Source organism: Mycobacterium europaeum (assembly GCF_002102155.1).
Taxonomy (GTDB): Bacteria; Actinomycetota; Actinomycetes; order Mycobacteriales; family Mycobacteriaceae; genus Mycobacterium; species Mycobacterium europaeum.
Genome location: NZ_LQOU01000020.1, coordinates 122778 through 140962, shown reverse-complemented (window position 1 = coordinate 140962; position 18185 = coordinate 122778). Strand labels below are relative to the sequence as shown.

Here is an 18185-nt window from a genome sequence, read left to right as displayed (position 1 = left end):
GACGCGTACCCGCCGCCCCCGCCACCGCCGGGCGGTTCCTACCCGCCGCCCCCGCCGTCGTCGGGCGGGTACGCGCCACCCCCTCCAGGGCCGGCGATCCGTACGTTGCCGACGGAGTCCTACACGCCGTGGCTCACCCGGGTTGTGGCGTTCATCATCGACATCCTCCCGTACGCCGTCGTGCACGGAATCGGGACCGGAATCCTCGTTGCCACGCAGCAGACGGCGTGCGTCACCGACGTCACGCAGTACGCCGTCAACCAGTACTGCGCCACGCAGAACTCGACCATCGGCATGGCCGCACAGTGGTTGGCATCGCTGGTGGGCCTGATCTATCTGATCTGGAACTACGGCTACCGCCAGGGCACCACCGGGTCCAGCGTCGGCAAGTCGGTGATGAAGTTCAAGGTGGTCAGCGAGGTCACCGGCCAGCCGATCGGTTTCGGCATGTCGGTGGTGCGCTCCCTCGCCCACTTCGTCGACGCGATCATCTGCTTCATCGGTTTCCTCTTCCCGCTGTGGGATTCGAAGCGGCAGACGCTGGCGGACAAGATCATGACGACGGTCTGCCTGCCGTTCGACGGGACCGAGGATCGGCCGAGCTAGCCGTGCGGACGCGGTAGCCGGGGCGGCGGTCGCCTAGGCTGGGCGTCGATGAGCGCCGACCGACACGGACACTTCACCGGACTCGCCACCAAGGCGATTCACGCCGGTTACCGGCCGGACCCGGCAACCGGGGCGGTCAACGCCCCGATCTACGCCAGCAGCACGTTCGCGCAGGACGGTGTCGGTGAGCTGCGCGGTGGGTTCGAATACGCGCGCACCGGCAACCCGACGCGCGCCGCGCTGGAGGCTTCGCTCGCGGCCGTCGAGGGCGGCGGTTACGGGCGGGCGTTCGGTTCCGGCATGGCCGCCGTCGACTGCGCGCTGCGGGCGATGCTGCGGCCCGGCGACCACGTCATCATCCCCACCGACGCCTACGGCGGCACCTTCCGGTTGATCGACAAGGTGTTCACGCAGTGGGGGGTTCGTTACACACCGGTGGCGCTGTCCGATGTGGACGCCGTCCGCGCCGCGATCACGCCGCAGACGCGGCTGATCTGGGTGGAGACGCCGACGAACCCGCTGCTGTCCATCGCCGACATCGCGGCCCTGGCCGAGATCGGCAAGGAGTCGTCGGTAAAGGTGTTGGTGGACAATACGTTTGCCTCACCCGCGCTGCAACAGCCGTTGACGCTGGGCGCGGACGTGGTGCTGCATTCGACCACCAAGTACATCGGTGGCCACTCCGACGTGGTGGGCGGCGCGTTAATCACCGACGACGCGGAACTGGACCAGGCTTTCGCGTTCCTGCAGAACGGGGCCGGCGCGGTGCCCGGCCCGTTCGACGCCTACCTGACCATGCGCGGCCTGAAGACGCTGGTGCTGCGGATGCAGCGGCACGGCGAAAACGCTTCGGCCGTCGCGGAATTCCTCGCCGGACATCCGGCGGTGAGCACCGTGTTGTATCCGGGTCTGCCCAGCCACCCCGGCCACGACGTCGCCGCCCGGCAGATGCTCGGCTTCGGCGGCATGGTGTCGGTGCGCATGCGGGGCGGCCGGCAAGCGGCCCGCGACCTGTGCGCGCGCACCGAGGTGTTCATCCTGGCCGAATCGCTCGGCGGCGTCGAGTCTTTGATCGAACATCCCAGCGCCATGACGCACGCGTCGACGGCCGGTTCACAACTGGAAGTTCCCGACGACCTGGTGCGGCTGTCGGTCGGCATCGAGGACGTCGCCGATCTGCTGGCCGATCTCGACCAGGCGCTGGGCTGACCACCGCGAGCAGACGCAAAATCGCACGCGCGAAGCGCGCTAAATGCGATTTGGCGTCTGCTCGCCGAACGAGCCGAACGAGGTGGCAGTGGCGATCGCCATTGTCTGGCTACGAGTGGTAGGGCTCCGCGCTGAGCAGCGTGACCTCGACGGTGTTGCCGTTGGGCACGACGTAGCTGCGGGTCTCGCCCACCTTGGCGTCGATCAGCGCGCCGCCCAGGGGTGAGTTGGGGGAATACACCTCGAGCTTGCCGTCGTTGACGCCCTCCTGGCGGGTGGCGATCAGGAACGTCTCGGTGTCCGACTTGTCGCCGTTGTAGTACACCTTGACCACCGAGCCGGGCAGTGCGACCCCGGACTGCTTGGGGGCCTCGCCGACCTTGGCGTTGTTGAGCAGGTCCTGCAGCTGACGAATCCGGGCCTCCTGCTGCCCCTGTTCTTCGCGGGCGGCGTGGTATCCGCCGTTCTCGCGCAGGTCCCCTTCTTCACGGCGGTCGTTGATCTCCGCGGCGATGACCGGACGATTCGCGATCAACTGATCGAGCTCCGCCTTCAGCCGGTCATGTGACTCCTGGGTCAGCCACGTCACCGAAGTGTCCGTCATCTTGTCGTGCTCCTCATGTTGTCGTTCCGCGTACCCGCGTAAGCCTGTTGACCCCGCCGCCGGAGTATCCGGGTCTGCCTCCCCGTGTGCTGCCGGTCCGTTCTGCTCACGGCCTTAATGCAGCAATACACGGTCCCATCAGGAACCGTGCATTCACCCATGTTACCACCGCGCAAACAAATGATGACCCAAATTCGCAGTTCGGCTGTCGTTACGGGGTCACGCCGGCCGCAGATAGGCCGGCACGTCGGTGCCGCAGCCGTAGATGTCGGCCATCGCCGGCGGTTTGCTGGACTTCACCGTGGTGGTCAGCTGCACCGTGGCGGCCGTCGACGGCGGGACCAGCACTTCCCGCCTGCCCGTCTCGCTGCCGTCCTTCGCCCGGACCCGCACGATGCAGTCCACCGGCCGCGACGGATCGGATCGCGTCACGCCGATCGTCACCGACGCGGTCTCGTCGTCGATCACCCGGTAGCCGACCAGGGTGCCCGACACGGAGCTGGTGCCCAGCCGGTGGTAGGCGACGGCGGCGATGACCAGCCCGGCCGCAATCACCAGCGCAGCCAGCCCGCCGATCAGCCACCGGCGGGGCACGCGCACGCGTCCGGAACGCCCGTAGCGGGCCTCCGGACGCGAAGGAGAGGTTTCGGTCATGCCTCGGTATGCCTGAGCGGTCGGCTGCCGGCCGGCGGCCGGCAGCATGCAACGATCTGAAGAACTGGAATTATAGGTTCGTATCCGGCGATGAGCAGACCGACAAGGGGGCACGTGAGCGAGCTGCGGTTGATGGCGGTGCACGCCCACCCCGACGACGAGTCCAGTAAGGGCGCGGCCACCCTCGCCCGCTACGCCGACGAGGGCCACCGGGTGTTGGTGGTGACGCTGACCGGCGGCGAGCGCGGCGACATTCTCAACCCGGCGATGGACCTGCCCGAAGTCCGCGGCCACATCGCCGAGATCCGCCGCGACGAGATGGCGAAGGCCGCCGAGATCCTCGGCGTCGAGCACACCTGGCTGGGCTTCGTCGACTCCGGCCTGCCCCAGGGCGACCCCCCGCCCCCGCTGCCCGAAGGATGCTTCGCGCTGGTGCCGCTGGAGGACTCGGTCGAGGCGCTGGTGCGGGTGGTCCGCGAGTTCCGCCCGCACGTGATCACCACCTACGACGAGAACGGCGGCTACCCGCATCCCGATCACATTCGCTGCCACCAGGTTTCGGTCGGCGCCTTCGAGGCGGCCGGCGACTTCCGGCGTTTCCCGGATGCGGGCGAGCCATGGACGGTGTCCAAGCTCTACTACATCCACGGATTCCTGCGGGCGCGGATGCAGCTGCTGCACGACGAAGCCGTCAAACACGGTCACGAACCCCCGTTCAAGAAGTGGCTCGAGCACTGGGACGCCTCGCACGACCCCTTCGAGTCCCGGGTGACGACGCGCGTCGAGTGCTCGGCGTATTTCAGCCAGCGCGACGACGCGCTGCGGGCCCACACCACCCAGATCGACCCCGAGCACGACTTCTTCGCCGCGCCCATCGAGTGGCAGCAGAGGTTGTGGCCGACGGAGGAGTTCGAGCTGGCGCGCTCGCGCATCCCCGTCCGGCTGCCCGAGGACGACCTGTTCGCCGGGATTGCGAGTGACCGATGAACCACCTTCTGTTGACCGCGAGCGCGGCCGCCGGCTGGCAGGCGGACGGGGCGCCCCGGCACACCGGGCCTGACTTCGGCAAGGCCAGCCCGATCGGGCTGCTCATCGTCGTGCTGTTGCTGATCGCCACGCTGTTCCTGATCCGGTCGATGAACCGGCAACTGAGGAAGGTGCCCGAGTCCTTCGACCCCAAGCACCCCGAGCCCGACCAGGCCGCCGACGAGGGCACCGACGCGGTCGACGAGGCCGATACACAGCCGCCGGGCCAGGCGAACGGATCGGAGCGTTCCCCGGGGCCCGGTGATGAGCCCGGCTGACGCTGCGGCGACCAACGCCCTCGGGCTGGCCACCAGCCCGTATCTGCGCCAGCACGCCGACAACCCGGTGCACTGGCAGCAGTGGACCCCGCAGGCGCTGGCGGCCGCGGCCGAGCGCGACGTGCCGATCCTGCTTTCGATCGGCTACGCGGCCTGTCACTGGTGTCACGTCATGGCCCACGAGTCGTTCGAGGACGACGAGGTGGCCGCCGCGATGAACTCCGGGTTCGTCTGCATCAAGGTCGACCGGGAGGAACGCCCGGACCTCGACGCCGTGTACATGAACGCCACCGTGGCGCTCACCGGGCACGGCGGATGGCCGATGACGTGCTTCCTGACACCGGACGGACGACCGTTCTTCTGCGGCACGTACTACCCGAAAGACGGCTTCCTGCAGCTGCTTTCGGCGGTGTCCGCCACGTGGCGGCAGCGCCGCGGCGAGGTGGAGGAGGCGTCCGACCGCATCGCCGGCGAGCTGCGCGCGATGGCTGGGGCACTCCCCGGCGGGCCGGACATCGCGCCGGCGCTGTGTGACCATGCGGTCGCCGCGGTGCTCGGCGACCAGGACACGGCGCACGGCGGCTTCGGCGGTGCACCCAAATTCCCGCCGTCGGCGATCCTCGAGGCCCTGCTGCGCCACTACGAGCGCACCGGGTCGGCGGCCGCGCTCGAGGCGGTGGAGCGCACCGGCAACGCGATGGCGCGCGGCGGCATCTACGACCAGCTCGCCGGCGGGTTCGCCCGCTACAGCGTCGACGACGCCTGGGTGGTACCGCACTTCGAGAAGATGCTCTACGACAACGCGCTGCTGCTGCGCGCCTATGCGCACTGGGCCCGGCGGACCGGGGATCCGCTGGCGCGCCGGGTCGCCGCGCAGACCGCCCGCTTCCTGCTCGACGACCTGGCCGACGGCGCCATGTTCACCTCGTCGCTGGACGCCGACGCCGACGGCCGCGAGGGCTCGACCTACGTCTGGACGCCCGGCCAGCTCACCGAGGCGCTCGGGCCCGACGACGGACCCTGGGCGGCAAGCGTTTTCGCGGTCACCGCGGCCGGCACCTTCGAACACGGGGCGTCGGTGCTGCAACTGCCCACCGACCCCGACGACCCGCACCGGGCCGAACGCGTCCGGGCCGCGCTGCTGGCCGCCCGGCTCACCCGGGCCCAGCCCGGCCGCGACGACAAGGTCGTCACGTCCTGGAACGGGCTGGCGATCACCGCGCTGGCCGAGGCGAGCGTGGCCCTGGGCGAGCCCGCGCTGGCCCGCGCCGCACGGGACTGCGCGACCGCGCTGCTGGGCCTGCACCTGGTCGACGGTCGGCTGCGGCGCGCCAGCCTCGGCGGGGTGGTCGGCGACAGCGCCGCCATCCTCGAGGACCACGCGATGCTGGCCACTGGCCTGCTCGCCCTCTATCAGCTGGACGCCGACCCGCAGTGGCTGGCCGCGGCGACCGACCTGCTGGACACCGCGCTGGGCCACTTCGCCGACCCGCAGCGGCCGGGCCGCTGGTTCGACACCGCCGACGACGCCGAGCGGTTGATGCTCCGGCCCGCCGATCCGCTGGACGGGGCGACCCCGTCGGGGGCGTCGAGCATCACCGAGGCGCTGCTGACCGCGGCGCATCTGGTCGGCGGTGACCGCGGGGAGCGGTATCTGCGGGCGGCGGCCGACGCGCTGCACGCGCATTCGGTGCTGCTGGACCGCGCGCCGCGCTCGGCGGGACACTGGCTGGCCGTGGCGGAGGCCGCGGTGCGCGGGCCGCTGCAGATCGCCGTCGCCTGTGAGCCGTCCCGCTCGGCGCTGCTGGCCGACGCCCGGCGGTTGGCTCCCGGCGGCGCGCTCGTCGTGGCCGGCGAGCCGGACTCGTCGGCGCTGCTGGCCGGGCGGGACCGGGTGGCGGGCGCCGACGCCGCCTACGTCTGCCGCGGCCGGGTGTGCGGCCTTCCGGTCACCACCGCCGAAGACCTCGCGGAGGCGCTGGCCGCGCCGCGGTAGCGTGACTTTCATGCCGAGCGCCCAACACATCACCGACACGGTCAACCGCTATATCGAACTGGTCGCCAAGGGTGGCGCCGACGAGCTGGTCGAGCTGTACGCCGATGACGCCACCGTCGAAGACCCCGTCGGCGGCGAGGTGCACATCGGCCACCGGGCGATCCACGGCTTCTATTCGGCGGTCAACGACGTGCAGCGCGAATGCGAACTGGTGACGCTGCGGGTCTCGGGTAACGAGGCGGCCTTCCATTTCCGGCTCACCATCACCGCGGGGGAGCACCGGATGGTGATCGAGCCGATCGACGTGATGGCGTTCGACGAGGACGGCAAGGTCGCCCACATGAAGGCCTACTGGTCAGCCGCCGACGTCAGGCACCTGTAGCCGGCTCAGTGCAGCCAGGCCTGGTGGCCGACGTAGAACACCGCGAACCACATCGCGATGTAGTGCAGGATCGCCGCCACCGCGGTGAAGGCGTGGAAGAACTCGTGATAGCCGAAGGTACTGGGCCACGGGTCGGGCCAGCGGAGCCCGTAGAAGATCCCCCCGACGCTGTAGAAGACGCCGCCGACGGCCAGTAGCACCATCGCGGCCACCCCGGCCGTGTGCACGATCGTCGGGGCGTACCAGACGGCCACCCAGCCCAGCAGCAGGTAGAGCGGCACGCCCAGCCAGCGCGGGGCCGACGGCCAGCACACCTTGAGCAGGATGCCCGCCGCCGCGCCGCCCCACACGATCCACAGCACCTCCACCCCGGTCTGCTGGGGCATGGCCAGGCGCGCGAACGGCGTATAGCTGCCGGCGATGAACACGAAGATCATCGAATGGTCGAGGCGCTTCATGCGGTTGCGGGCCGCCGCGGATGTCCACTGCACCCGGTGATAGGTGGCGCTGACGGCGAACATCGCCACCGTCGCCGCCGCGTAGACCAACGTCGAGTGACCCGCGCGCGGCGAGGACACGGCCCACGAGACCGACACCAGGGTGGCGCCCGTGATGATCGCCAGCCACGCCGAGACGAAGTGGATCCACCCCCGCATGCGGGGCTTGGTCAGGACGTGGGCGGCGCCCTCGACAAACTGATCGACCGTGTTGCCGGGGGTGATGGCCTCGGATCCGCGATCCGAACGCTCGGAATTGGCAGACGTGCTCGTCTGGCTGCTCATATCTCCTCTGCCTCGTCTTGCAGGTCGGGAACTGCCAGTGGTTGCTCACCGTCAACAGTAATCGGCAACGGTCACGGCATGGTCTCTGCCCGTTGCGGGCCGGCCCGAAACCGGGGCGAAATCGCAGGGGAATTCGGTGCGGCTCGCAGTAGGCTGAATCTCCGTGGAAATTATCCCGCCGCGTCTCAAAGAGCCGCTGTATCGCGTCTACGAGCTGCGGCTGCGGCAGGAGCTGACCTCCGCCAAGTCCCATCTGCCGCGCCACATCGCGGTCCTGTGCGACGGCAACCGCCGGTGGGCCCGCGACGCCGGCTACTCCGACGTCAGCTACGGCTACCGGATGGGTGCGGTCAAGATCGCCGAGATGCTGCGCTGGTGCCAGGAAGCCGGCATCGAAATGACCACGGTGTACCTGCTGTCCACCGAGAACCTGCAACGCGACCCCGACGAGCTGGCGGGTCTCATCGAGATCATCACCGACGTCGTCGAGGAGATCTGCGCGCCGGCCAATCGCTGGAGCGTGCGCACCGTCGGCGATCTGGAGCTGCTGGGCGAGGAGCCGGCCCGACGGCTGCGCGACGCGGTGGAGTCGACGCCCGTGGTGGCGCCGTTCCACGTCAACGTCGCCGTCGGCTACGGCGGCCGGCGCGAGATCGTGGACGCGGTGCGGGCGCTGCTGAGCAAGGAACTCGCCAACGGTGCCTCCGCCGAGGAACTCATCGAGGCGGTGACCGTCGACGGCATCTCCGAAAACCTGTACACCCACGGGCAGCCCGATCCCGACCTGGTGATCCGCACCTCGGGGGAGCAACGCCTCTCCGGGTTTCTGCTCTGGCAGAGCGCCTATTCGGAGATGTGGTTCACGGAAGCGCACTGGCCCGCGTTCCGGCGCGTCGACTTCCTGCGCGCGCTGCGCGACTACAGCCAGCGGCACCGCAGATACGGCAAGTAGCGGGTCGGCACGCATCCGACTCCGTGCCAAACTGTGAGCATGGCTGCGCTGTCGGCGGTGGTGTTCACGCTGAGCGGCTGGCTGGGGTTGTACCTGCTGGCTCGCGATCCGCGTAAGCCGGTGTTGGTGTTGGCGGCCATCGGGCTGTGCGGTTTCGCGTTGGTGGTCGCGCTGGACGCGGTGCGCAACACCAACCCTGCCTACGCACACGTGCTCAGTCGCGTGGAGATCTACCTGGTGACCATTCCCGGCATTGCGTGGTTCGCGGTGCTCGTCGAGCTGTCCCGGCCCCGGGACGGCGGCCTGGCGCGCGGCCGTGAGTTGGCGCTCGTGGCCGGTGTCGCCGCGCTGACGCTGTTCGGGGCGATGCTGGCCGGCAGCGTCGAGGGGCCGTTGCGGACGGGTCACTGGCTGATGTTCGCGGTGATCTCGCTCTCCACGTTCGGCGCGATGGCCGTCGCGCTGCGGCGGCCGCGCCGGCCCCGGTCGGCCGTCGGGCTGGCCGTCGTCGCGACCCTGTTCTTCGCGCTCGGCAACGCCATCCTGATCATTCCGCTGGGCCTGGTGCCCAGCTGGGTGGCGCTGGCGTCGACGAGCGTCGACGTCCTGTCGCTCGGCCTCGCCGTCGCCCTGTGGGACGCGTTCGAGGAGGGCCAGGCGTTGCGCGCCGACATGCTGCGCTCGTTCGCCGGCTCGATGGCCGTGGCGGTGTTGTTCGGCGGCCAGGCGCTGATCGGCCTGGCCGTCATCCGCGACGAGCCCGCCGGGCGGACCGTGCTGGGCGTGCTGTTGTTCAGCAGCCTCGCGATCGCCATCGCGGTGCAGGTGCTGGCCGACCCGCTGGCCGGCGTGCTCGACCGGATGGCGTTCTCGAAGTCGCCCGCGCTGCGCGCCGACCGGGCCGCTCTGCGGCACACCGGGGCGGCGTTGCCGCTGCGTGCGGCCGATCCGCTGGTCGACGTCGACGACGAAACCTTCGCCAGGCTCACCCGCCGCGCCCTGGGGTACTACGGCGACCTGACGAAGCTGGTCGCCAGCCCGTTGACCGCCCTGCCCGTCATCGACGAGCGGCTCGCCGCGCGGGGCGCGCCCGACCATCCGCTGGAGCGGGCCAACGAACTCAAGGCGGTCCTCGCGGACGCGATCGGACGGCTGAAACCGCGCGACGCCGGCGATTTCGGGACCACCGAGCAGTGGCGCCATTACAACTCGCTGTATTTCCCCTACGTCGTCGGCGTGCGCGCGTACGCCCAGAACGCCACCGCCGCCGGATTGGATCCGACCGCCCGCCGGGCCTGGCAGTGGCTGGTCACCGAGGTCCCGCAGCGCTCGCTGCACAACTGGCAGAACGCCGCGGCCCGGCTGATCGCCGCCGACCTGCGCGGGCGGATCCCGGTGGCCAGCGACTGATTCGCAGACGCGTTCGGCCCCTTTCACTTTTGTCACCCGGGGAGGTGGGCGCCGGTCCGCCTCGCGCAACCTTGTTTGGGACTACCGCGGCCCGGCTAGGGGCGATCGCGCGCGCTTCGAGTGTGAGCTGAGGGCTTTCGGTGTGAGCTGCGGGCGAGAAATCCGCGAGGGTTCCACCCTGGACGCACACTCGAAGCCGTCAGCGCACACCCGCTGGAAGGCGCACACCCGCTGGAAGGCGCACACCCGCTGGAAGGCGCACACCCGCTGGAAGGCGCACACCCGCTGGAAGCCGCCTTTGTCACTCGGAGGCGGGCACTCCGTCGTGCCCTCGCATTCTGTGACTGGTGGGGCAGGTGAACGCCAGACTGGCGTCTGTCGAATAACAATCCGGATTCGGGCTCCCGGAAGGGAATAGGCGGGCCGCCACCCTGGTCTTTGTTTCCGTGGCAGTAGTTGGCAGTGCCACGAGTCGATATGGCAGTGCACCGGTAGCACGCTGATGTTCGACCCAATTCGCCATCGCGAGGAGTAATCACATGATGTCTGCATCTGGCGCACCCGGTCTGGCTACCCGACCCTTGTACGACTCGACCGACTCGCTGCTGCGTTTCGCCATGCGCGCCGACGCCACCCTCACCGGACTGTGCGGTTTGGTCATCGCTTTTCTCGCCGACCCGCTGTCGTCGCTGACGGGGCTGACCTCGCTGCAGGAGTACAGCCTCGGCGCGTTCTTCGTGTTCGCCGGGCTGACGGTGTTCCTGCTGGCGGCGGCGCCGAACCTGCGCCGCGTCGGCATCGGCGTCGTGGTGGCCAACGTCGTGCTCACCCTGGCGGCGATCGTGGCGGCCGAAGCGCTGCCGCTGTCCGCGACCGGGATCGCCGCCGCGCTGGCCGGCGGCGTGTACACCGCGGCCTTCGGCGCACTGCAGTACCTCGGGGTGCGTCGTCTCGCGGCGGCGTGACCGCCGCGTTCGCTGCCTAGAGCTTGCGCAACCGGAGCCGGTTGATGGAGTGGTCGGCGTCCTTGCGCAGCACCAGCGTGGCCCGGGGCCGGGTCGGCAGGATGTTCTCGACCAGGTTGGGCCGGTTGATGGACCGCCAGATCTCCCGCGCGGCGGCGACGGCCTTGGTGTCGTTGAGCGCCGAGTAGTGGTGGAAGTGCGATTCCGGGTCGGCGAAGGCCGTGCCGCGCAGCGACAAGAACCGGGACACGTACCACTGTTCGATGTCTTCGATCCGGGCGTCCACGTACAGCGAGAAGTCGAACAGGTCCGACACCATCAGGGTCGGGCCGGTCTGCAGGACGTTGAGGCCCTCCAGGATCAAGATGTCGGGATGCCGGACGACGTGCTTGGCGCCGGGGAGGATGTCGTATTTCAGATGCGAGTAGACCGGCGCGCACGCATAGTCGGATCCCGATTTGACCGAGGTCACGAACCGCATCAGCGCCCGGCGGTTATAGCTCTCCGGAAAACCCTTGCGATGCATCAGGTTTCGTCGGTCCAGTTCGGCGTTCGGGTATAGGAAGCCGTCGGTGGTCACCAGGTCCACCCGGGGGTGGTGGTCCCAGCGGGCCAGCAGGGCCTGCAGCACGCGGGCCGTGGTCGACTTGCCGACCGCGACGCTGCCGGCCACGCCGATCACGAACGGCACGGGCCGGTCCGGATTCTGTTGCGGCTCGCCCAGGAACTCCGCGGTGGCGGCGAACAACCGCTGGCGGGCGGCGACCTGCAGGTGGATCAACCGGGCCAGCGGCAGGTAGACCTCTTCCACTTCGAGCAGGTCGATCTGCTCACCGAGACCGCGCAGCCCAACCAGTTCCTCCTCGGTGAGGGCCAGCGGCGTCGACATGCGAAGCGCGCGCCATTGCTTTCGGTCGAACTCCACGTAGGGGCTCGGCTCGCTCAGCCGCGGCATAGTGCAAGTGTCGCAGGGGCGGACGCGCGCCCGACGGCTGGGCTGGCTAAACCTTGGCTGGATAGACTGGCGCGCGTGACTGCTGCACCCGACGCCCGTCCCTCCACGTCCGTGATGTCCGCCCCGCTCGCCGCGGTGGATCCCGACATCGCCGAGCTGCTCGGCAAGGAGCTGGGCCGTCAGCGCGACACCCTGGAGATGATCGCCTCGGAGAACTTCGTGCCGCGCTCGGTGCTGCAGGCGCAGGGCAGCGTGCTGACCAACAAGTACGCCGAGGGCCTGCCCGGCCGGCGCTACTACGGCGGCTGCGAGTACGTCGACGTCGTGGAGAACATCGCCCGGGACCGGGCGAAGGCGCTCTTCGGCGCCGACTTCGCCAACGTGCAGCCGCACTCGGGCGCGCAGGCCAACGCCGCCGTGCTGCAGGCGTTGATGACGCCGGGCGAGCGGCTGCTGGGCCTCGACCTGGCCAACGGCGGGCACCTCACGCACGGGATGAAGCTGAACTTCTCCGGCAAGCTCTACGAAACCGGCTTCTACGGTGTGGATCCCGTGACGCACCTGGTTGACATGGACGCGGTGCGGGCCCGGGCCCTCGAGTTCCGCCCGCAGGTGATCATCGCCGGGTGGTCGGCCTACCCGCGGATCCTGGACTTCGCGGCGTTCCGGTCGATCGCCGACGAGGTGGGCGCGAAGCTCTGGGTGGACATGGCCCACTTCGCGGGCCTGGTCGCCGTCGGGCTGCACCCCTCGCCGGTGCCGCACGCGGACGTGGTGTCCACGACGGTGCACAAGACGCTCGGCGGGCCGCGTTCCGGCCTGATCCTGGGTAAGCAGGAGTACGCCAAGTCGATCAACTCCGCGGTGTTCCCCGGCCAGCAGGGCGGCCCGCTGATGCACGTCATCGCGGGCAAGGCCGTCGCGCTCAAGATCGCCGGCACCCCCGAGTTCGCCGACCGGCAGCAGCGCACGCTGTCCGGCGCCCGGATCATCGCCGAGCGGTTGACCGCCCCCGACGTGGCCAAGGCCGGTGTGTCGGTGGTCAGCGGCGGCACCGACGTCCACTTGGTGCTGGTGGACCTGCGCGACTCCCCGCTGGACGGCAAGGCCGCCGAGGACCTGCTGCACGAGATCGGCATCACGGTCAACCGCAACGCGGTCCCCAACGATCCGCGGCCGCCGATGGTGACGTCGGGCCTGCGGGTGGGGACGCCGGCGCTGGCCACCCGCGGCTTCGGGGATGCGGAGTTCACTGAGGTCGCCGACGTCATCGCCACCGCACTGGCCGCGGGGGCCGCGGCGGATCTGGCCGCCCTGCGGCAGCGAGTGACGCGGCTGGCCAGGGACTTTCCGCTCTACGACGGCCTCGAGGAGTGGACGCTGGTCGACCGCTGACCTTGGGCCGGAGACGGTTTAGGGACCAAAGTCACCAGTTGTCGCGACACGGTTCAAGCGATTTCACGAACCTGTGTATGCGAGTTACAGTAACCGCATGGCACAGAAACCTGTCGCGAATGCGCTGACCCTGGAACTCGAGCCGGTGTGCGAAGCCAACATGGACCGGCATCTGAAGACCGAGGAACTCTGGTTCGCCCACGACTACGTGCCGTTCGACCGGGGCGAGAACTTCGCGTTCCTCGGCGGACGTGACTGGGAACCGTCCGACGCGACGCTACCCCGGAAGTACACGGACGCCTGCGAGATCATGCTGCTGCTGAAGGACAACCTCGCCGGCCACCACCGCGAGCTGGTCGAGCACTTCATCCTCGAGGACTGGTGGGGCCGCTGGCTGGGCCGCTGGACCGCCGAGGAGCACCTGCACGCGATCGCGCTGCGCGAGTACCTGGTGGTGACCCGCGAGGTCGACCCGACCGCCAACGAGGAGGCCCGCGTCGAGTACGTCATGAAGGGCTACCGCGCCGACACCTACACGCAGGTGGAAACCCTGGTGTACATGGCGCTCGCCGAGCGCACGCACGCCGTCTTCTGCGAGAACCTCGCGGCGCAGCTCGAGGAGCCCATCCTGGCCGGGCTGATCGACCGGATCGCGCGCGACGAGCGCCGCCACGAACTGTTCTTCTCCAACCTGGTCGAGCACTGCCTCTCCTACACCCGCGACGAGACGATCGCGGCGATCGCCGCGCGCGCGGCCGACCTGCAGGTGCCCGGCGCCGACATCGACTCCTATCGGGACAAGCTGCGCAACGTCGCCGACGCGGGCATCTTCGACCAACAGCAGCTGCGGCAGGCGATCTCGGATCGCATCACCGCGTGGGGTGTGGCCGACGAGCCCGCCCTCAAGCAGTTCGTCATCGGCTAGCGCGATCTCCGCGCGCGACGCTCGTCGTCGGCGCGCCTGCGCTGCTGCGAAGCGGCGACGAGAGTAGCGTCGATCTCGATGGTCAGCGTCATGCTCTGCTGCCAGGGCGGCACCTCCCGTCACCACAACGGAAGGACCGGCCCCGGTCCTGGTGTCGCAGTTCCCGCCGACATGCCTGTGCGGGTCCGCGCGGGCTCATCCCGCTCGAGGAGCGCTACGTGACCGAAATCCGGACCTACGTGATCGACACCTCCGTGCTGCTGTCCGACCCGTGGGCGTGCAGCCGGTTCGCCGAGCACGAGGTGGTGGTTCCGCTGGTGGTGATCAGCGAACTGGAGGCCAAACGGCATCACCACGAGCTGGGGTGGTTCGCCCGTCAGGCCTTGCGTCTGTTCGACGATCTCCGGCTCGTGCACGGGCGGCTCGATCAGCCGATTCCCGTTGGGACACAAGGCGGCACGCTGCACGTCGAACTCAACCACACCGACCCCGCGGTGCTGCCCGCCGGTTTCCGCAGCGACAACAACGACTGCCGGATCCTGAGCTGCGCCGCCAACCTGGCCGCCGAGGGTAAGCGAGTCACGTTGGTCAGCAAGGACATTCCGCTTCGCGTGAAGGCCGCCGCGGTGGGGCTGGCCGCCGACGAGTATCACGCGCAAGACGTGGTGGCCTCCGGGTGGTCGGGGATGCGGGAGATCGAGACGGCCACCGAGGACATCGACGCGCTCTTCGCCGAGGGCGAGATCGATCTGACCGAAGCGCGAGACCTGCCGTGCCACACCGGTATTCGGCTGCTCGGTGGCAGCTCGCACGCGCTGGGCCGGGTCAACGCGGACAAGCGGGTTCAGCTGGTCCGCGGCGACCGCGAGGCGTTCGGCCTGCGGGGCCGTTCCGCGGAGCAGCGGGTGGCGCTCGACCTGCTGCTCGACGAGTCGGTGGGCATCGTCTCGCTGGGTGGCAAGGCCGGCACCGGCAAGTCGGCGCTGGCGCTGTGCGCGGGCCTCGAGGCCGTGCTGGAACGGCGCACCCAGCGCAAAGTGGTGGTCTTCCGCCCGCTGTACGCCGTGGGCGGCCAGGAGCTGGGCTACCTGCCCGGCAGCGAGAGCGAAAAGATGGGTCCCTGGGCGCAGGCGGTCTTCGACACGCTCGAGGGCCTGGCCAGCCCGGCCGTGCTCGAGGAGGTGCTCTCCCGGGGCATGCTCGAGGTGCTTCCGCTGACCCACATCCGGGGCCGGTCGCTGCACGACTCCTTCGTCATCGTCGACGAGGCCCAGTCCCTGGAGCGCAACGTGTTGCTGACGGTGTTGTCCCGGCTGGGCGCGGGGTCGCGCGTGGTGCTGACGCACGACATCGCCCAGCGCGACAACCTTCGGGTCGGCCGGCACGACGGGGTCGCCGCGGTGATCGAGAAGCTCAAGGGTCATCCGCTGTTCGCCCACATCACGCTGTTGCGCAGCGAGCGGTCGCCGATCGCCGCGCTGGTCACCGAGATGCTCGAGGAGATCGCCGGACCGCAGTGACGGCCCTGGTCGGCCGCGAAACTGTATTCCGTGACGCTTCCACTCGCGAAACATGTCGCTAGCTGCAGTCTCGCGGTGGGTAGACTTCCACGGTGCCGAAAAGACCCGACAATCAGGCCTGGCGCTACTGGCGCACGGTTGCCGGTGTCCTCACGGCCGTGGCGGTGTTGGTGATCGGCGGGCTGACCGGTCACGTGACGCGCGCCGACAACCTCAGCTGCGCGGTGGTCAAGTGTGTGGCGCTGACGTTCGACGACGGGCCCAGCCCATTCGACGGCCGGTTGCTGCAGATCCTGAAGGACAACGACGCCAAGGCGACGTTCTTCGAGATCGGCAACAAGGTGGCGGCCAACCCCGCGGGATCCAAGCAGGTGGCCGACGCGGGGATGGAGATCGGCAGCCACACGTGGGAGCACCCGAACATGGCGACGATCCCGCCGGAGGACATCGCTTCCCAGTTCGCCAAGGCCAACGACGCGATCACCGCCGCCACCGGGCGGACGCCGACGATCTACCGGCCCGCGGGCGGGCTGTCCACCGACGCCGTCCGGCAGACCGCGGCCAAGTTCGGGCTCGCCGAAATCCTCTGGGACGTGATCCCTTTCGACTGGGCGAACGACTCGAACACGGCCGCGACGCGGTACATGCTGATGACCTACACCAAGCCGGGCTCGGTGGTGCTGTTCCATGACACCTACTCGAGCACCGTGGACCTGATCTACCAGTTCATCCCGGTGCTCAAGGCCAACGGCTACCGGATGGTGACGGTCAGCGAGCTCCTGGGCCCCCGGGCGCCGGGCAGCAGCTACGGCAGCCGCGAGAACGGGTCACCCGCCAACGAGCTGCACGACATCCCGCCCGGTGACATCCCGCCGCTGCCCAACACGCCGTCGCCCAAGCCGATGCCGAACTTCCCGATCACCGACATCCCGGGCCAGAACTCCGGGGGGCCGAACAACGGTGCCTAGCACAGGCTTGCGGGCACGCGTGGCCACCCGGCTGGGGACGTCGCGCCCGCAAGCACCGGTGGGGCAACGGAAGTCCGCTCGCCGGTTGGCGATTCAATACGGCGCCGACCTCGCCCTGTCGTACGTGCTGGCCGTCATCGAGGCGGCCGCCATCCTGATCCCGCTGCGCGGCCACACCTCCGTCGCGGCCAACGTCGACTTCGCGCAGACCAACTCGGCGGCGGTGGTGGCGCTCGTTCTGTTGGGCATCGCCGGCGTCGCGACCGCCGGGGTCGTGAGCATCGCCCCGACGCTGCGTTGGTACGCCTCGGGCGCCGAACCCGACCTGGAGCAGCGGGACGCTGCGCTGAAGCTGCCCGGGCGCCAGTCGGTCATCCTGTTCGGGGCATGGGTCGTCAGCGGTGGCATCTTCATGCTGCTGAACCTCCACGGCGGCGCGCAGCTGCTGCTGCCCATCGCGCTCGGCGCGCTGCTGGGCGGACCGGCCGCCGCCGGCACCGCGATGCTGCTGGCCCAGCGCGTCCTGCGGCCCATCATGCGCGCCGCCACCCTGGGCTGCGAGCCACGGGTGGCCGTGCCCGGGGTGTACGCGCGTCTGGTCCTGCTGTGGTTCCTGTCCAGCGCCTTCCCCATCGGCGTGATCGCGGCGCTGGTCGTGCTTCGCTCCTACGGGTGGCTGATCGACAAGTCCGCGTCGCTCGATGTGCCGATCCTGGTGGTTGCGTTGGCGGCGCTGGTGCTCGGGCTGCCGACCATGATCTTGACGTCCCGGTCCATCTCCGACCCGCTGGGCGAGGTCGTCGACGCCATGGCCGAGGTCGAGCGCGGCCGCATCGGAACGTACGTCGGGGCGTACGAGCGCTCCCAGATCGGCCGTCTGCAGACGGGATTCAACCGCATGGTGGCCGGGCTGGCCGAGCGGGACCGGTTGCGCGACCTGTTCGGGCGCCACGTCGGGACCGGCGTCGTCCAGCGCGCCCTCGAAGAGGGCGCAACGCTGTCCGGGGACGTGGTCGAGGCGGCTGTCCTCTACATCGACCTGGTCGGCTCGACGCAGCTGGCGGAAAGCCATCCGCCGCAAGAGGTCGCCCAGGTTCTCAACGACTTCTTCCGCATCGTCGTCAACGCCGTCGACGAAAACCACGGGTTGGTCAACAAATTCGCCGGGGACGCCGCACTGGCCGTCTTCGGGGCGCCGCTGCCGACCGGCGAGCCGGCATCGGCGGCCCTGGCGACCGCCCGCGCGCTGGGCACCCAATTGCGCCGGCTGCCGGTCGATTTCGGCATCGGCGTGCCGGCCGGCCCCGTCTTCGCCGGCAACATCGGCGCCGAAAACCGCTATGAGTACACGGTGATCGGCGATGCGGTCAACGAGGCCGCGCGGCTGGCCGACCTGGCCAAGACCGCCGACCGGCGGATCCTGTGCGCGGCGGCGGCCATCGAGCGGGCCGGCGACGCCGAGGGAAGGCATTGGGCGGAGTGCTATTCCACCGTCCTGCGGGGACGGTCCGAGGCCACCCACGTCTCGGCGCCGGCCGGCTAGCGCGGCGGGCGTCGC

18 protein-coding genes are annotated in these 18185 nt (G+C 69.7%); 14 read left to right on the top strand and 4 right to left on the bottom strand.

Annotated elements, in window-relative coordinates; genetic code table 11:
* Both AWC03_RS10680 and AWC03_RS10675 read left to right on the top strand, forming a co-directional pair.
* On the top strand, window positions 1-606 hold a 606-nt coding region (locus AWC03_RS10680), incomplete at its 5' end, for an RDD family protein (RefSeq protein WP_211279222.1).
* Window positions 607-654: 48 nt separating this feature from the next.
* The gene (locus tag AWC03_RS10675; protein WP_085240460.1) at window positions 655-1815 is read left to right on the top strand and encodes a cystathionine gamma-synthase; all 1161 of its coding nucleotides are present in this window, start codon (window positions 655-657) and stop codon (window positions 1813-1815) included.
* 109 nt (window positions 1816-1924) lie between these two features.
* On the opposite strand, the gene greA is transcribed toward AWC03_RS10675, so the two are convergent.
* Together greA and AWC03_RS10665 are read right to left on the bottom strand one after the other, a co-directional pair.
* Window positions 1925-2419: a transcription elongation factor GreA gene (gene greA, locus AWC03_RS10670; protein WP_085240459.1), complete on the bottom strand. Its 495-nt coding sequence runs from the start codon at window positions 2417-2419 to the stop codon at window positions 1925-1927.
* A gap of 219 nt (window positions 2420-2638) precedes the next feature.
* Complete coding sequence (locus AWC03_RS10665) at window positions 2639-3073, bottom strand: DUF4307 domain-containing protein (protein WP_085240475.1); 435 nt, start codon at window positions 3071-3073, stop codon at window positions 2639-2641.
* 114 nt (window positions 3074-3187) lie between these two features.
* On the opposite strand from AWC03_RS10665, the gene mca reads away from it, so the two are divergent.
* Genes mca through AWC03_RS10645 form a run of 4 tightly spaced genes read left to right on the top strand, consistent with a single transcriptional unit; the run spans window position 3188 to window position 6755 of the window.
* Window positions 3188-4060, top strand: coding sequence for a mycothiol conjugate amidase Mca (gene mca, locus AWC03_RS10660; protein ID WP_085240458.1), 873 nt, complete (start codon window positions 3188-3190; stop codon window positions 4058-4060).
* Window positions 4057-4377: a hypothetical protein gene (locus tag AWC03_RS10655; protein WP_085240457.1), complete on the top strand. Its 321-nt coding sequence runs from the start codon at window positions 4057-4059 to the stop codon at window positions 4375-4377. The genes mca and AWC03_RS10655 overlap by 4 nt, the downstream gene beginning before the upstream one ends.
* Window positions 4364-6373, top strand: coding sequence for a thioredoxin domain-containing protein (locus tag AWC03_RS10650; protein ID WP_085240456.1), 2010 nt, complete (start codon window positions 4364-4366; stop codon window positions 6371-6373). Before AWC03_RS10655 ends, AWC03_RS10650 begins: the two co-directional genes overlap by 14 nt.
* Before the next feature lie 10 nt (window positions 6374-6383).
* Entirely contained in the window at window positions 6384-6755 is a 372-nt protein-coding gene (locus tag AWC03_RS10645) for a nuclear transport factor 2 family protein (protein ID WP_085240474.1), read from the top strand.
* Between the two features lie 5 nt (window positions 6756-6760).
* On the opposite strand, the gene trhA is transcribed toward AWC03_RS10645, so the two are convergent.
* Window positions 6761-7537 carry a PAQR family membrane homeostasis protein TrhA gene (trhA, locus tag AWC03_RS10640; RefSeq protein ID WP_085240455.1) on the bottom strand — a complete coding sequence of 259 codons (777 nt, stop codon included), beginning with the start codon at window positions 7535-7537 and terminating at the stop codon, window positions 6761-6763.
* Window positions 7538-7700: 163 nt separating this feature from the next.
* Here trhA and AWC03_RS10635 point away from each other — a divergent pair, with 163 nt between their 5' ends.
* From AWC03_RS10635 to AWC03_RS10625, 3 genes are all read left to right on the top strand, one after another.
* Window positions 7701-8489, top strand: coding sequence for a (2Z,6E)-farnesyl diphosphate synthase (locus tag AWC03_RS10635; RefSeq protein ID WP_085240454.1), 789 nt, complete (start codon window positions 7701-7703; stop codon window positions 8487-8489).
* A 39-nt stretch (window positions 8490-8528) separates the two neighbouring features.
* On the top strand, window positions 8529-9899 hold the full coding sequence (locus AWC03_RS10630) for a hypothetical protein (RefSeq protein WP_085240453.1): 1371 nt from the start codon (window positions 8529-8531) through the stop codon (window positions 9897-9899).
* Between the two features lie 539 nt (window positions 9900-10438).
* On the top strand, window positions 10439-10864 hold the full coding sequence (locus tag AWC03_RS10625; RefSeq protein WP_085240452.1) for a hypothetical protein: 426 nt from the start codon (window positions 10439-10441) through the stop codon (window positions 10862-10864).
* A 16-nt stretch (window positions 10865-10880) separates the two neighbouring features.
* Here the strand turns inward: AWC03_RS10625 and coaA are convergent, their stop codons facing one another.
* Complete coding sequence (coaA, locus tag AWC03_RS10620; protein ID WP_085240451.1) at window positions 10881-11819, bottom strand: type I pantothenate kinase; 939 nt, start codon at window positions 11817-11819, stop codon at window positions 10881-10883.
* A 114-nt stretch (window positions 11820-11933) separates the two neighbouring features.
* On the opposite strand from coaA, the gene glyA reads away from it, so the two are divergent.
* From glyA to AWC03_RS10595, 5 genes are all read left to right on the top strand, one after another.
* A complete protein-coding gene (gene glyA / locus AWC03_RS10615; protein ID WP_085240450.1) occupies window positions 11934-13214 on the top strand; it encodes a serine hydroxymethyltransferase in 1281 nt (426 codons plus the stop codon).
* A 97-nt stretch (window positions 13215-13311) separates the two neighbouring features.
* Window positions 13312-14139 carry an acyl-ACP desaturase gene (locus AWC03_RS10610; protein WP_085240449.1) on the top strand — a complete coding sequence of 276 codons (828 nt, stop codon included), beginning with the start codon at window positions 13312-13314 and terminating at the stop codon, window positions 14137-14139.
* A gap of 218 nt (window positions 14140-14357) precedes the next feature.
* On the top strand, window positions 14358-15659 hold the full coding sequence (locus tag AWC03_RS10605; RefSeq protein ID WP_085240448.1) for a PhoH family protein: 1302 nt from the start codon (window positions 14358-14360) through the stop codon (window positions 15657-15659).
* 92 nt (window positions 15660-15751) lie between these two features.
* The gene (locus AWC03_RS10600; RefSeq protein WP_085240447.1) at window positions 15752-16627 is read left to right on the top strand and encodes a polysaccharide deacetylase family protein; all 876 of its coding nucleotides are present in this window, start codon (window positions 15752-15754) and stop codon (window positions 16625-16627) included.
* Between the two features lie 85 nt (window positions 16628-16712).
* Window positions 16713-18170, top strand: coding sequence for an adenylate/guanylate cyclase domain-containing protein (locus AWC03_RS10595; protein ID WP_085240446.1), 1458 nt, complete (start codon window positions 16713-16715; stop codon window positions 18168-18170).
* The last annotated feature ends 15 nt before the right edge of the window (window positions 18171-18185 follow it).